The following is a 13,942-nucleotide window of genomic DNA, read 5'->3' as shown; positions in this document are numbered from 1 at the left end:
TGAACGCGACATCGACATCGACATCGATCCCGGTCTCGGTCTCGGTCTCGGTCCCGTTCTCCATCCTGCCTCCAAGGAGTTCCCCATGAAACTGCTCCGCCACGGCGAGCCCGGCCAAGAGAAGCCCGGCTTGCTCGATGCCGACGGCATCGTCCGCGACCTGTCGACGCTGATCGACGACATCGCCCCCGCCACGCTGGACGCCGCGACGCTGGCCCGTCTGCGCGCCGTCGACCCCACGACGCTGCCCGTCGTCCCCGCGGGCCGCCTGGGCGTTCCCGTCGCCGGCATCGGCAAGATCGTCGCGATCGGCCTCAACTACGTCGATCACGCGAAGGAGGCGAACCTGCCCATCCCCGCCGAGCCGCTGGTCTTCCTGAAGGCGACGAGCGCGCTCTCGGGCCCCGACGATCCGGTGGTGCTGCCGCCGGGCGCGGTCAAGGGCGACTGGGAGGTCGAACTGGGCCTCGTGATCGGCCGCCGCGCGAGCCATGTGGACGAGGCCTCGGCGCTGGACCACGTGGCCGGCTACTGCGTGGCCAACGACGTCAGCGAGCGGTCCTACCAGTTCGAACGCGGGGGCAGCTGGGACAAGGGCAAGGGCTGCGACAGCTTCGGCCCGGTCGGCCCCTGGCTGGTCACCACCGACGAGGTCCCCGATCCGCAGGCACTCGCGCTGCGCCTGGACGTGAACGGCCAGCGCATGCAGGACGGCCACACGGGCAACATGATCTTCAGTTGCGCCCAGCTGGTGAGCTACGTCAGCCGCTTCATGACGCTGGAGCCGGGGGATCTGATCATCACCGGGACGCCGGCCGGCGTCGGCCTGGGCCACAAGCCCGATCCGCGCTTCCTCAGGCCGGGCGACGTGATGACGCTGGGCATCGCGGGTCTCGGCGAGCAGCGCCAGGTCGTGCGGTCCTGGCAGGAGGCCCCGCGCCGCGGTCCGGCCGGACCGGATGAGCGCGCCGCGGCGCCGGGTCAGGGAGCATCGGCATGAATTTCCCCGATCGCTTCAAGGGCCGGACGGCCATCGTCACCGGCGGCGCCTCCGGCTTCGGCCAGGCCATCGCGGCGCGATTGATCGCCGAGGGCGCGCGCGTCAGCCTGTGGGACCTGCGCGAGGACACGCTGCTCACGGCCCAGCGGGCCTGCGGCGCGGCGCACATCGCGGCGCTGGACGTGTCCGATGCGGAGCAAGTCGCCCGCAGCATGGCGGCCAGCGTCACCGCGCTGGGCGGCAAGCTGGACATCCTGGTCGCCAGCGCGGGCATCTCCGGCCCCAACGCGCCAGTGCGCGACTACCCGCTCGACGCGTGGCGGCAGGTCGTGGACGTCAACCTGCATGGCGTCTTCTACTGCGACCGGGCGGCCGTGCCGCACATGGAGCGCAACGGCTACGGACGGATCGTCAACATCGCCTCCATCTCCGGCAAGGAGGGCAATCCCAACGCCGCGGCCTACAGCGCCTCCAAGGCCGGGGTGATCGGCCTGACCAAGGCGCTGGGCAAGGAACTGGCGACGACGCCGATCCGGGTGAACTGCGTCGCACCGGCGGCGGTGCGCACGCCGCTGTTCGACCAGATGAGCGACGCCCATGTGGCCTTCATGCTGTCGCACATCCCGCAGGGGCGCTTCGGCACGCTGGAGGAAATCGCCGCCCTGGTTGGCTGGCTGGCGAGCGAGGAATGCTCGTTCAACTCCGGCGCGGTCTTCGACGCGACCGGCGGCCGGGCCACCTATTAGGCGGCGCCGGGCGAGCCTTCCCGAGGCGGCCGTCCGGCCCCTCGCCCCCCATTCGGGGGAAGCGGACGCGTCGGCGCGGACGCGATGTCCCCTGGACGGGGACATGTAGTCCATCCGACTACACGGCGTCGGCGTCCGCCCGCACCGGTGCTGACGCAGGCGCGGCCTCGCAATCGTGAGGTCCGTCACCCATGATTGATCCCATACCAGGGAGAACATCATGAAAGTCGCCTTGATCGAGGATTGCCCGCTGCTGCGTCGCCTGATGGTCGCCCGGCTGGAGTCCGAAACCTCCATCCGCGTGGTGGCCCAGGCCTCCAGCGAGAACGCCGGGATGAGCAGCATCGCGCTGAGCGCGCCGGACGTGGTGCTGGTGGACCTGCGCATCGACGGGGGTTCCGGGATGGGGCTGATCGAGCGGCTGCGGGCGGCGCGCTTCCGGGGCCGCATCCTGGTGCTGAGCTCCGAGGACCGCGCGACCTACGAGGCGCGCGTGATCTCCTGCGGCGCCGACGGCTTCTACGACAAGTCCAATGACTTCGAGCGCCTGGTCACCGACCTGTGCCGGGACTCCCACGCCGCCTGGATGGCCCACTGAGCCCGCCGGTTCCCTGGATCGGCCGCCGCCCGTCGGCCGGACATGCAGTTCACGCCGCCTGGCCGCGGGTTGGTCGCGACAGCCTCGAAAGGTCAGTCGCCGATGACGACACTGACTCCATCGACAAGCCAACCGACCTCAGGAGCCCACCATGACCACCGCCCGCTTCGCCCTCGCGACCGCCACCCACACCACCATCAAGGCCGTCGCCTTCGGCGCCGTCGCTTCGCTGGCCGTGCTCTTCGGCATCGCCCACGCCCAGGGTCAGCGCGAGCTGCGCGCCTCGGTGGTCACCCTGGATCCGGTGGTCATCACCGTCAAGCGCGAGCAGTTGCCCACCGTCTACGTCACCGGCCGCCGCGACACCTCCGCCGACGCGACCCAGGTCGCCTCCGCGCTGTAAGCCTGGCCGGTTGCGCTGACTCGGCGGAGCGATCCGCGCTGACAGGCCCGATCGCTTCACGCATGACGCCCGGCAAACGCCGGGCGTTCTGCTTTTCGCCCCTCGGGCGGCGGTCCCGTCGCAGAATCCCCGAGTCGCAGCGCACCAGGAGTTCCCCGATGTCCACCGCTCCGTCCAAGAACTGGTTCGACCAAGGCGGCGCCGCCTACGCCCGCTTCCGCCCGGAGTACCCGCCCTCGCTGGCCGCCTTCCTGTCCTCCGTCGCGCCGACACGGCGTCTGGCGGTCGACGTGGGCTGCGGCAACGGTCAGCTCACGACGCAGCTCGCCGACCATTTCGACCAGGTCCTCGGACTGGATCCCAGCGCGGATCAACTGGCCAACGCCGTCGCCCATCCCCGGGTCGAGTACCGGCAGTCCGCCGCCGAGCAGCTGCAGGCGGAACCCGGCAGCGCCGGCCTGATCACCGCCGCGCAGGCGGCCCACTGGTTCGACCTGCCGCGCTTCTACGAGGAGGTCCGGCGCGTGGCCGCGCCCGGCGCGGTCGTGTCCCTGCTGAGCTATGGCGTCCTCGCCCTGGACGGCGCGCGGGACCGCGCGCTGGACGGGCGCATCCAGCGCTTCTACGCGGACGAGGTCGGCCGCTACTGGCCGGCCGAGCGCCGCCTGGTGGACGCCGGATACGCGAGCATCGACTTCCCCTTCGACGAGCGTCCCGGGCCGGCGCTCGAGATCCGCAAGCCATGGACCCTGGACGAGATGCTGGGCTACGTCTCGACCTGGTCCGCCATCCGCAGCGCCCGCGAGGCGGGCCAGGAGGCCCTGCTGCACCGCTTCGCCGCGGAATTCGCCGAGATGTGGGGCGACCCGACCACGCGACGCGAAGTCCGCTGGCCGATCAACATGAGGCTGGGCACCGTCTGACCCGTGCCCGCCCAGGCGTCAGGGCCGGAGCGTCAGGGTCAGGGTCAACGCTGGAGGGCCTGGAGGGCCTGGAGGGCCTGGAGGGCCTGGAGGGCCTGGAGGGCCTGGAGGGATGGTGCCGTCACTCGGGCTGGTGACACACCATCTCGATGTTGTGACCATCCGGCCCGATGACGAAGGCGGCGTAGTAGTTCGCGTGATAGCGCCGCAGGCCGGGCGGGCCGTTGTCCTGGGCGCCCGCGGCCAGGGCCGCGCGGTAGAACGCATCGACTTGGGCGCGGGTCTGCGCGACGAAGGCGATGTGCAGGTGCGCGGGCTTCTCGGCGGTCTGGAACAGGCACAGCGTGGCGATGTTGCCTTCCACCCCGATCTCGATGCCGTCGTCGAACTCCTGCAGCGGCTGGGCGCCGACCGGCGCCAGCGCCTTCAGATAGAACTCGCGGCTGGCGGGATAGTCGCTGACGCCGAACTTGACGTGGTCGAACATGGAGACTCCTGGGATCGAGGGCGGATGCACGGGAAGCGCGCATCCTGCCCGCTCGCGAGCCTCCCGACCGAAAGTCCTGGTCCGGATCTGTGTCAGACCGTGGCCGGGACCCGGCGTCGCATCTCCGGCGCGTAGTCGGCGAAACCCAGACCCGCGTAGAGCGACCGGGCCTCGGGCGTCGCGCCGAGGTTGAACTCGCGCATGCCCAGCGCCTCGCCCTGCTCGAGCAGACGCGCGACGAGCGTCCGCGCGATGCCCTGGCCCCGGGAGTGCGGCGCGGTGAACACATTGACGACGCGGCCCATCTGGCCGCTCGGGTTCGCCCGCGTCGGGCCCCAGTCCAGCAGCACCAGGCCGGCGCCGCCGAGCACCTCGTCGCCCCGCATCGCGATCAGACCGAGGTATTTCCGGGCGCCGATGCGGGGCTTGACCCACTCGGCATAGCCGGCGCGGCGCGCCATGTCTTCTTCCCGATAGCAGGCATGGGAGGCGATCAGCTCGGCGTCGCCAGGGAGCGCCTTCCGCGCGGTCCAGGTGGTTTCCATCGGCGCATTGTCGGTGCGCGCCACGCCGGGTCTTGTTTGACGCATGGGAGGTTCGCCCACTCGTCGGCCACAGATGCAGCTCACGCCACAGCCCCGCGGGTTGGTCGCGACAGCCTCGAAAGGTCAGTCGCCGATGACGACACTGACTCCATCGACACAGCCAACCGACCTCAGGAGCCCACCATGACCACCACCCGCTTCGCCCTCGCGACCGCCACCCACACCACCATCAAGGCCGTCGCCTTCGGCGCCGTCGCTTCGCTGGCCGTGCTCTTCGGCATCGCCCACGCCCAGGGTCAGCGCGAGCTGCGCGCCTCGGTGGTCACCCTGGATCCGGTGGTCATCACCGTCAAGCGCGAGCAGTTGCCCACCGTCTACGTCACCGGCCGCCGCGACACCTCCGCCGACGCGACCCAGGTCGCCTCCGCGCTGTAAGCCTGGCCGGTTGCGCTGACTCGGCGGAGCGATCCGCGCTGACAGGCCCGATCGCTTCACGCATGACGCCCGGCAAACGCCGGGCGTTTTGCATGGTGCCCGCGCCTGCGGATCGCCTCCGATCACGACCGATCGCGGATCGTCAGGCGGCTGAGGGACAATCGCGCATGCTCCCGACCGACTCCTCCGTTCCTGGCGCGTCCGCGCCCGCGTCCCCGGCGCCCGGCGCCAAGCCCGCCGCCTCCGACGCCAACGCCTTCGCCAGCCTGCCCCTGTCGCCGTCCATGCAGGCGACGCTCCAGCAGCTGGGCTACCTCTCGATGACGCCCATCCAGGCCGCCAGCCTGCCGCTGTCGCTGGCGGGCCGCGACCTGATCGCCCAGGCCAAGACCGGCAGCGGCAAGACCGCCGCGTTCACGCTGCCGCTGCTGGCCAACCTGAATCCGCGCCGCTTCGCGGTCCAGGCCCTGGTGCTCTGCCCCACCCGCGAGCTCGCCGAGCAGGTCACCCAGGAGATCCGCCGCCTGGCCCGCGCCGAGGACAACATCAAGACGCTGACGCTGTGCGGCGGCGCGCCCATCCGCAACCAGCTCGCCAGCCTGGCCCACGGCGCCCACATCGTCGTCGGCACGCCGGGCCGCATCCTCGATCACCTGTCGCGCGAGACGCTGTCGCTGGAGGCCCTGAACACGCTGGTGCTGGACGAAGCCGACCGCATGCTCGACATGGGCTTCGCCGAGGACATCGCCCAGGTCGTCGCCCATTGCCCGAAGCAGCGACAGACCCTGCTGTTCTCGGCGACCTATCCGGACGGCGTCGCCGCCATGGCCGGCCGCTTCATGCGCGACCCGCAGCAGCTGACGCTGACCGAGCGCCATGCCGCCGGCAAGATCCGCCAGCGCTTCTACGAGGTGACCGAGAGCGAGCGCCTGCACGCCGTCGGCCTGCTGCTGAACCACTACCGCCCCGCCAGCACCCTCGCCTTCTGCAACACCAAGCAGCAATGCCGTGACCTGGTGGCGGTGCTGCAGGCCGAGGGCATCGTCGCGCTCGAACTGCACGGCGATCTGGACCAGCGCGATCGCGACCAGGTCCTGGTGCGCTTCGCCAATCGCAGCTGCAGCGTGCTGGTCGCGACCGACGTCGCCGCGCGCGGCCTGGACATCGCGCAGCTCGAAGCCGTCATCAACGTCGACATCACGCCCGATCCCGAGGTCCATGTGCACCGCATCGGTCGCACCGGCCGCGCGGACGGCGACGGCTGGGCCTTCAGCCTGGCCAGCCTCGACGAGATGGGCCGCGTCGGCCGCATCGACCAGATGCAGGGCAGCGTCAACCCGTGGCACAAGCTCGACGAGCTGGTCGCCCCGCCCGGCGCCGAGCCGCTGCATCCGCCCATGGTGACGGTGCAGATCCTGGGAGGACGCAAGGAGAAGATCCGCCCCGGCGACGTGCTGGGCGCGCTGACCAAGGACATGGGCTTCGAGGGCGCGCAGATCGGCAAGATCAACGTCAACGAGTTCTCCACCTACGTGGCCGTGGATCGCGACGTCGCCCCCCGGGTGCTGCGCGCGCTGAACGCCGGCAAGGTCAAGGGCAAGTCGGTGAAGGCGAGGCTGCTGTGAGCGACGCGACGTCCCGCCCCGATGCGGCCGCCGATGACGCGGCGACCTCCGCGGCCGATGCCGCCACGAGCGCCCCGGCCGACTTCGCCGCGCTGGGTCTGACACCGCGCCTGCTGCGCGCGGCGGACGCGCTGGGTTTCGAGGTCCCGACCCCGATCCAGGCCGCCGCCATTCCGGCGGCGCTGGCCGGCCGGGACGTCCGCGCCTGCGCCTCGACCGGCTCGGGCAAGACGGCGGCCTTCGCCTTCCCGGTGATGCGCCGCTTCGATGTCGAGGTCCGACCCGCGCTGCGCCGCGCGCAGGTGCTGGTCCTGGTCCCGACACGCGAGCTCGCCGCCCAGGTCGGCGACACGCTGCGCGCGATCGGCCAGTCGCTGGAAGAGCCGGTCAAGGTCTCGGTGCTGGTGGGCGGGCTGTCCATCAATCCGCAGCTGATGGCGCTGCGCGGCGGGACGGACATCGTCGTCGCCACGCCGGGCCGGCTGCTGGACGTGGTCGACAAGAACGGCGTGGACCTGTCCCGCCTCGACTGCCTGGTGCTGGACGAGGCCGACCGGCTGCTGGACGGCGGCTTCGCGGACGAGGTGTCGGAGGTGCTGGCGCTGCTGCCGCGCCGTCGCCAGAACCTGCTGTTCTCGGCCACCTTCCCGACCGAAGTCCAGGCCCTCGCGGACGAACTGCTGCGTGATCCCGTGCGCATCGACGTCTCCGACGCGCCGCTGTCGCAGGCCGACATCGAGCAGCGCGCCATCGAGGTCGACACCGATCGCCGCACGCCGCTGCTGCGCCACCTGATCGAGGACGGCGCGTGGTCGCGGGTGCTGGTCTTCGTCGCGACGCGCTATGCCTGCGACCACGTGGCCGACAAGCTGCGCCGTGCCGGCCTGGCCGCGGAGGCCTTCCACGGCGACGCCAGCCAGGGCGCGCGGGCCCGCATCCTGTCCGAGTTCAAGAGCCGCGAGCTGCGGGTGCTGGTCGCCACCGACCTGGGCGCGCGCGGCATCGACATCGCGCAGCTGCCGGTGGTCGTCAACTACGACCTGCCCCGCTCGACGGTGGATTACGTCCACCGCATCGGCCGCACCGCGCGGGCCGGCGCGAGCGGGCTGGCGATCTCCTTCGTCACCGCGGACACCGAGTCCCACTTCCGCCTGATCGAGAAGCGTCAGGGCCTGCGCGTCGCGCGCGAGCGCATCGCCGGCTTCGAGCCCACGCAGACCGCCACGCCCGAACAGGCCACCGGCGGCATCAAGGGCAAGCGCCCCAGCAAGAAGGACAAGCTGCGCGCGGCCGGCCTGGCGCGCCTGGGTGAAGGCCCGATCAAGCGCTCCTGACCTCGCCTGAATCGATAAAAACGATAACGCCGCGCCACGCGGCAAAAGAAAAGGGCCCGATCGCTTGGCAGATCGGGCCCCGAAAGACTGTTGTCTACAGTCCCTGCTCAGGGAGGAAAAGCAGGATGCCGTCAACGCGGGAGCGCCGGCGGCATGGAGCGAATTTTCCAGATTTATCAAATCAACGCCATAGGTGATCGCCTGATCGGCGTGTCGGGCGATTGCCTACAGACCTCACCGTCCGGCACGCCGCGCTGCCTGAGCCCCGAAGGGCCGTGCGGCCCCTCGCCGTCGCCCCCCGGCGCTCACAGCTCGATGATTCCCCGCCGCAGCGCGATGGTCACCGCATGCGTGCGGTCGCTCGCCGCGAGCTTGCCCAGGATGTTCTTCATGTGCGCCTTGACCGTGCCCTCGGCGATGTCCAGCTGGCCGCCGATGCGCTTGTTGGAACGTCCGTCCGCCACCAGGCGCAGCACGGTGGTCTCGCGCTCGGTGAGCGGTTCGTCGGCCATGCGCTCGGCCAGCTGGATGGCCAGGTCCGGGGGAATGCGCCGGCCGCCGCCATGCACCAGGCGGATGGTCTCCAGCAGTTCCTTGCGCAGGGACTCCTTCAGCAGATAGCCGGCGGCGCCGGCCTGCATCGCCTGCATCAGCTGGGCGTCGCCGCGGAAGCTGCTCAGCATCACGACGCGGGCGCAGGGGAACTCGGCACGGATCGCCTGCAGCGCCGCGATCCCGTCCAGGCCGCGCATGCGCACATCCATCAAGGTGACGTCGGGCCGGTGGCGGCGGAAGGCCTCGATGGCCTCCAGGCCGTCCTGGGCCTCGGCGACCAGGCACATGTCGGGCTGCGCCGCGATCGCGCCGGCCAGGCCCTCGCGCAGCATCGGGTGATCGTCGACGGTCATCACGCGGATGGGACTCATGTTCGCTCTCCTTTTTCTCTGGGCGGATCGAGCCCGCGGCGCCGAGCGCGGGCCCACTCTGCCCGATCGGTGGGGCCCGGGGTTCTCTCCTTGGAGAGAGGCCTGTCCCAAAGAGAGAGGAGGCGGCTGCCCTTGCCGGCATGGCGCGGCGCGTGGAGGATCGCGAGGATTCGACAGCGCTTTCAACACCACGAGGTCATCACCATGTCCCACCTCCCGTTCCCTGTCGTCTCCCCCGCCCGCGGCCTGTCCCGCCGCCTCGCGCGCGGGGCCGCCGCAGCGCTCGCCGCGCTCGCGCTGAGCACCGTGGCCGCCCTGCCCGCCCGGGCCGATGTCCAGGCCTACCCGTCCAGCTTCCGCCTGTCCGACATCACCGTCGATGCCGACACCCGCATCCATGTGCGCGTCGGCGGCCAGGGCCCGGCCGTGGTGCTGATCCATGGCTTCGGCGACACCGGTGACATGTGGACGCCGCTGGCGGTGGAACTGGCCAAGACGCACCGCGTGGTCGTGCCGGACCTGCGCGGCATGGGGCTGTCGACCAAGCCCGCCGGCGGCTATGACAAGCGCACCCAGGCCGCCGACCTCCGCGCCGTGCTGGACCAACTGGACATCCAGCAGGTCGACGTGGTCGGCCACGACATCGGCACCATGGTGGCCTACGCCTTCGCGGCCCGGTATCCGGCGCAGACCCGCAAGCTCGTCGTGATGGACGCGCCGGTACCGGGCATCCCGCCCTGGGACACGATCGTGCGCTGGCCCGCGCTGTGGCATTTCGACTTCGGCGGTCCCGACGCGCTGCGCCTGGTCGACGGCCGCGAGCGCATCTATCTGGATCGCTTCTGGAACGAGTTCGCCGGCGATCCCTCGCGCGTGGACGAGGCTACCCGCGCGCACTACGCCGCCCTGTACGCCAGGCCGGGCGCGATGAAAGCGGCGTTCGCGCAGTTCCAGTCCATCCGCAAGGACGCGGAGGACAACGCCGTCTCGATGAAAACCAAGCTCACCATGCCGGTGCTGGCCATCGGCGGCGAGAAGTCCTTCGGCCCGAACGAGGCCATCGTGATGCGCAACGCCGCCACGCAGGTCACCGAGCTGGTCGTGCCCGGCGCCGGTCACTGGCTGATGGAGGAAGCCCCCGAGGTCACGACGCGCGCGGTGCGGGACTTCCTGGCCCGCTGAGCCGGCGAGACGCCCGGGCAGCTCCGCGCCCGGGCCTTGACCCACCGCAAGTCGCCTGTTCATGCGAGGCCCCGACGCCGGGGCCCGGGACTACCATCACGGTCTCCGCCGCCGGGCGATCCCCGGGGCGGGGCATCGGCCCGCGGCCAGGAGACGCGGCGGGCCCGTGGTCTCACCGTCCACCTCCCTGAGGAAGTCACATGAACAAGACGACATTGAAACTGCTGGCGCTCGCGGCCGGCCTGGTCGCCCTGGGTTGCCAGGCCCAGGAGCGCGTGCGCATCGGCTTCATGAGCCCGGTCACCGGACCGCAGGCCGGCTACGGCACCGACAACCGCGACGGCGCGGCGCTCGCGATCAAGGAGCTCAACGCCAAGGGCATCAAGATCGGCGGCAAGCCGGTCCAGTTCGACCTGGACGTCAACGACGACACCGCCGATCCCCGCCAGGGCGTGCAGGTGGCGCAGACCCTGGTCGACAAGAAGGTCAAGTTCGTCCTGGGGCCCTACAACTCGGGCGTGACCATGCCCGCCTCGCGCGTGTTCGCCGACGGCGGCGTGATCGTGCTGACCGTGGCCTCCAATCCCAAGATCACCACGCAGAACCAGACCAACCTGTTCCGCATCGGCGCGACCGACAACCAGCTCGGCGCCAAGATGGCCGTCTACGCGGCGCAGGACCTGAAGGTCAAGACGGTGGCCGTCATCGACGACCGCACCGCCTACGGCCAGGGCGTGGCGCAGGAGTTCACCGCGCAGGCCACGAAGCTCGGCATCAAGGTCGTGGCCAAGGAGTTCACCAACGACAAGGCCACGGACTTCAGCAGCATCCTGACCGCCGTGAAGGCCGCCAAGCCCGACGCCGTCTTCTACGGCGGCTACTCGGCGCAAGGCGGCCCGCTGCTGCGCCAGATGCGCGGCCTGGGCATTGCCGCGCCGCTGCTGGGCGGGGATGGCATCTGCTCGGTCGAGACGGCGACGCTGTCGCAGGTCGCGGGCGACATGAACGTGTTCTGCACGCAAGGCGGCGCGCTGATCGACCGCAGCGCCAAGGGCAAGCAGTTCATCGACAAGTACAAGGCCGAGTTCAAGCGTGACCCGCTGACCTACGCCGCGGCCTTCTATGACGGGGCCTACCTGCTGGCGACGGCGATGGAAGCCACGCAGTCCACCGATCCGAAGAAGGTGGGCGAGCACCTGGCCAAGTCGAGCTACGCCGGCGTCGCCGGCGAGTACGCGTACGACGCCAAGCACGACCTGAAGTCCTCGGCGGTGACGGTGTTCACCCTCAAGGGCAAGGACGTCGTGCCGCTGAAGAGCCTGTGAAGGCCGGGGCCTGATCCGCGGTGATCGGCCCCACCCCGCCGGCGGCGCGCTCGCCGCCGGCGCCGGTTCCCTCGCGACCCGGTCAGTGCGACAGACCGCGCGACGATCCGCGCGCGGTCCGGGCTGCGCGACTCAGCTGCCGCGATGCAGCAGCGAGCGCTGGCGGGCGTAGCCGAAGTAGACGATCAGTCCCAGCCCCACCCAGACCGCGAAGGCGATCCAGGTCGTGGCCTGCAGGAAGCTCATCAGCGTGACGCACAGGGCCACCGCCAGCAGCGGCACCACGGGGACGGCCGGGCAGCGGAAGGCGCGCGGCAGGTCCGGGCGCGTGCGGCGCAGCACGATCACGGCGATCGCGATCAGGCAGAAGGCGGCCAGCGTGCCGATGTTGATCAGCTCGGCCAGCACGTTCAGCGGCACCAGGGCCGCGATCAGGCCGAAGACGACGCCCACCAGCCAGGTCGCGACATACGGCGTGCCGTGGCGCGGATGCAGCTCGGACAGCCGGCGCGGCAGCAGGCCGTCGCGCGACATCGCGTAGATGATGCGGGTCTGGCCGTAGGCCATCACCAGGATCACCGTCGTCATGCCGACGATGGCCCCCAGGTCGACGAAGCCCGCGACCCAGAGCTCGTTGGCCCGCTGCAGCGCCAGCGAGACCGGATGGTCGACGCCGGCGAAGTCCTTGAACGGGACGATGCCGGTCATGATCAGCGACACCACGACGTAGAGCGCGGCGCACACCAGCAGCGAACCGATGATGCCGATGGGCAGGTCGCGGTCGGGGCGCTTCACTTCCTCGGCGGCGGAGGACACCGCGTCGAAGCCGATGAAGGCGAAGAACACCAGGGCGGCGGCGCTGAGCACGCCGTTCATGCCGAAGGGCGCGAAGGGCTGCCAGTTCTCGGGCCTGACGTGGCGGGCACCGACGATGATGAAGAGCAGCACGACGCCGATCTTCACGGCCACCATGATGTTGTTCAGGCGGCTGGACTCGCGCATGCCCAGCGAGAGCAGCCAGGTCAGGACGATGACGATGGCGAAGGCCGGGAGGTTGAACCAGGTCTGCACGCCGGGCTGGGCGCCCGGGGCGGCGGTGAGCACCGTGGGCAGCGTGACGCCGAGGCCGGACAGCAGCGACTGGAAGTAGCCGGACCAGCCGACCGCGACGGCGGAGACGGCCAGGCCGTACTCGAGCATCAGGTCCCAGCCGATGATCCAGGCGACGAGCTCGCCCAGGGTGGCGTAGCTGTAGGTGTAGACGGAGCCGGCCACCGGGATGGAGCTGGCGAATTCCGCGTAGCAGAGCGCGGCGAAGGCGCAGGCCAGCGCGGCGATGACGAACGAGATCGTGAGCGCGGGGCCGGCGGTCAGCGCGCCGGTGCCGGTGAGCACGAAGATGCCGGTGCCGACGATGGCGCCGATGCCGATGAGCACGAGGTCCAGGGGACCGAGCACCTTCTTCAGGCCATGACCGGGGGCGCTGGCATGGGCCAGCAGCTCATCGAGATTCTTGGTACGGAACAGACTCAAACTACTTCTCCTGCAAGCCGCGACCGCCGAGCGCCAGGCGCCCGTCCGATCGCGGAACCCCACACTGTATGCGCACCGATGGGCGCATACCCGCCATCGACCACGGCGTCCCCGGGAAGACCGACCCGATCGAGGTCACCGATCGTGGGGGAAGCAGATGTCTGGCCGCAACGGCCTAAAGTGACTGACTTGCGTGGGCCAGCGGGCGCTCCACGGAGAAATCGACCGGCAACGCGACGAACCATCAGGTGCTGAAGGGCATCGCGGCCTGCTTCGATCGCCCGTACCGCGAGGCCTACGGCGCCTCCTGCCGCGAGAAGGACTGAGGCCGTGATACCTTCGACCGGATGAGCACGAATTTCCCGGACGACGAAGTCACCATCATTCAGGAGCCGCGCCTGTGGCGCGACGAACGCTGGACCGCGCAGGTCATCAAGAACGAGGACGACGAGGGTTGGGCCGTGGCCATGACCCTGCACGGCGAGGCCGAGCCGGCCCTCGTGGGCCCCTGGACCATGGGCCGCGACAAGAAGAACCCCAAGCCGCTGGACACCGCCGCCTTCAACACGCTGGTGAAGACCGCCTCCGAGGTCCTTCGCCGTCATGAGCAGCAACTGCATGCGCAGCTGCACAAGTCCTTGAAGCTGGACACGCCCGACGGCCGCCTGGAGATCCTGCTGGACATCGTCCCGGACGAGGACAACCCCTACGCCACCATGACCGCCCGCGACGCCCAAGGCGAGCAGGTCGCGCAGGTCCGCGTGCCAGCGAACTTCAAGTTCAACGAGGCCAACGCGGCGAAGTGGGTGGAGAACGGCTTCCAGCGCCCATGAGCGCGGCGACGCCGGCGCGCCACCTCGTGGCCATTCCGCCGCGCTGA

Annotated in this window: 15 protein-coding genes; 11 read left to right on the top strand and 4 right to left on the bottom strand. The window is 70.4% G+C overall.

Annotated elements, in window-relative coordinates; genetic code table 11:
- The first annotated feature begins 85 nt into the window (after positions 1 to 85).
- From MCHT01_RS05590 to MCHT01_RS05570, 5 genes are all read left to right on the top strand, one after another.
- Positions 86 to 1,000 (top strand): fumarylacetoacetate hydrolase family protein, encoded by a 915-nt coding sequence (locus MCHT01_RS05590; RefSeq protein WP_084451957.1) that lies wholly within the window; start codon positions 86 to 88, stop codon positions 998 to 1,000.
- Positions 997 to 1,746, top strand: coding sequence for an SDR family NAD(P)-dependent oxidoreductase (locus tag MCHT01_RS05585; protein WP_067063506.1), 750 nt, complete (start codon positions 997 to 999; stop codon positions 1,744 to 1,746). Before MCHT01_RS05590 ends, MCHT01_RS05585 begins: the two co-directional genes overlap by 4 nt.
- 220 nt (positions 1,747 to 1,966) lie before the next feature.
- Entirely contained in the window at positions 1,967 to 2,344 is a 378-nt protein-coding gene (locus MCHT01_RS05580; RefSeq protein ID WP_067063503.1) for a response regulator, read from the top strand.
- Between the two features lie 151 nt (positions 2,345 to 2,495).
- Entirely contained in the window at positions 2,496 to 2,747 is a 252-nt protein-coding gene (locus MCHT01_RS05575; protein ID WP_067063500.1) for a hypothetical protein, read from the top strand.
- 158 nt (positions 2,748 to 2,905) lie between these two features.
- Positions 2,906 to 3,670 carry a class I SAM-dependent methyltransferase gene (locus tag MCHT01_RS05570; RefSeq protein WP_067063498.1) on the top strand — a complete coding sequence of 255 codons (765 nt, stop codon included), beginning with the start codon at positions 2,906 to 2,908 and terminating at the stop codon, positions 3,668 to 3,670.
- Between the two features lie 121 nt (positions 3,671 to 3,791).
- Here MCHT01_RS05570 and MCHT01_RS05565 read toward each other — a convergent pair whose 3' ends face one another.
- Positions 3,792 to 4,157: a VOC family protein gene (locus MCHT01_RS05565; protein ID WP_067063496.1), complete on the bottom strand. Its 366-nt coding sequence runs from the start codon at positions 4,155 to 4,157 to the stop codon at positions 3,792 to 3,794.
- Positions 4,158 to 4,249: 92 nt separating this feature from the next.
- A complete protein-coding gene (locus MCHT01_RS05560) occupies positions 4,250 to 4,702 on the bottom strand; it encodes a GNAT family N-acetyltransferase (protein WP_218017870.1) in 453 nt (150 codons plus the stop codon).
- A 183-nt stretch (positions 4,703 to 4,885) separates the two neighbouring features.
- On the opposite strand from MCHT01_RS05560, the gene MCHT01_RS05555 reads away from it, so the two are divergent.
- The 3 genes from MCHT01_RS05555 (at position 4,886) to MCHT01_RS05545 (ending at position 8,096) form a co-directional block, all read left to right on the top strand.
- A complete protein-coding gene (locus tag MCHT01_RS05555) occupies positions 4,886 to 5,137 on the top strand; it encodes a hypothetical protein (RefSeq protein WP_067063494.1) in 252 nt (83 codons plus the stop codon).
- Between the two features lie 284 nt (positions 5,138 to 5,421).
- A complete protein-coding gene (gene dbpA, locus MCHT01_RS05550; protein ID WP_067063633.1) occupies positions 5,422 to 6,762 on the top strand; it encodes an ATP-dependent RNA helicase DbpA in 1,341 nt (446 codons plus the stop codon).
- A 92-nt stretch (positions 6,763 to 6,854) separates the two neighbouring features.
- Positions 6,855 to 8,096, top strand: coding sequence for a DEAD/DEAH box helicase (locus MCHT01_RS05545; protein ID WP_067063631.1), 1,242 nt, complete (start codon positions 6,855 to 6,857; stop codon positions 8,094 to 8,096).
- A gap of 305 nt (positions 8,097 to 8,401) precedes the next feature.
- Here the strand turns inward: MCHT01_RS05545 and MCHT01_RS05540 are convergent, their stop codons facing one another.
- On the bottom strand, positions 8,402 to 9,022 hold the full coding sequence (locus tag MCHT01_RS05540; protein ID WP_067063492.1) for a response regulator: 621 nt from the start codon (positions 9,020 to 9,022) through the stop codon (positions 8,402 to 8,404).
- A gap of 204 nt (positions 9,023 to 9,226) precedes the next feature.
- Between MCHT01_RS05540 and MCHT01_RS05535 the strand changes: the two genes are divergently transcribed.
- Together MCHT01_RS05535 and MCHT01_RS05530 are read left to right on the top strand one after the other, a co-directional pair.
- Positions 9,227 to 10,204: an alpha/beta fold hydrolase gene (locus MCHT01_RS05535; protein WP_084451951.1), complete on the top strand. Its 978-nt coding sequence runs from the start codon at positions 9,227 to 9,229 to the stop codon at positions 10,202 to 10,204.
- Positions 10,205 to 10,404: 200 nt separating this feature from the next.
- The gene (locus MCHT01_RS05530) at positions 10,405 to 11,529 is read left to right on the top strand and encodes a branched-chain amino acid ABC transporter substrate-binding protein (RefSeq protein WP_067063489.1); all 1,125 of its coding nucleotides are present in this window, start codon (positions 10,405 to 10,407) and stop codon (positions 11,527 to 11,529) included.
- Positions 11,530 to 11,661: 132 nt separating this feature from the next.
- Here MCHT01_RS05530 and bcaP read toward each other — a convergent pair whose 3' ends face one another.
- Positions 11,662 to 13,062: a branched-chain amino acid transporter BcaP gene (bcaP, locus tag MCHT01_RS05525; protein ID WP_067063486.1), complete on the bottom strand. Its 1,401-nt coding sequence runs from the start codon at positions 13,060 to 13,062 to the stop codon at positions 11,662 to 11,664.
- A 347-nt stretch (positions 13,063 to 13,409) separates the two neighbouring features.
- Between bcaP and MCHT01_RS05520 the strand changes: the two genes are divergently transcribed.
- Entirely contained in the window at positions 13,410 to 13,895 is a 486-nt protein-coding gene (locus MCHT01_RS05520) for a hypothetical protein (RefSeq protein WP_067063483.1), read from the top strand.
- Positions 13,896 to 13,942: the final 47 nt, after the last annotated feature.

The organism is Mitsuaria chitosanitabida ATCC BAA-476 = NBRC 102408, assembly GCF_001598255.1.
Lineage (GTDB): Bacteria > Pseudomonadota > Gammaproteobacteria > Burkholderiales > Burkholderiaceae_C > Roseateles > Roseateles chitosanitabidus.
Note: the sequence above shows the minus strand (reverse complement) of the source record. Positions and strands in the feature narration are given on the sequence as shown.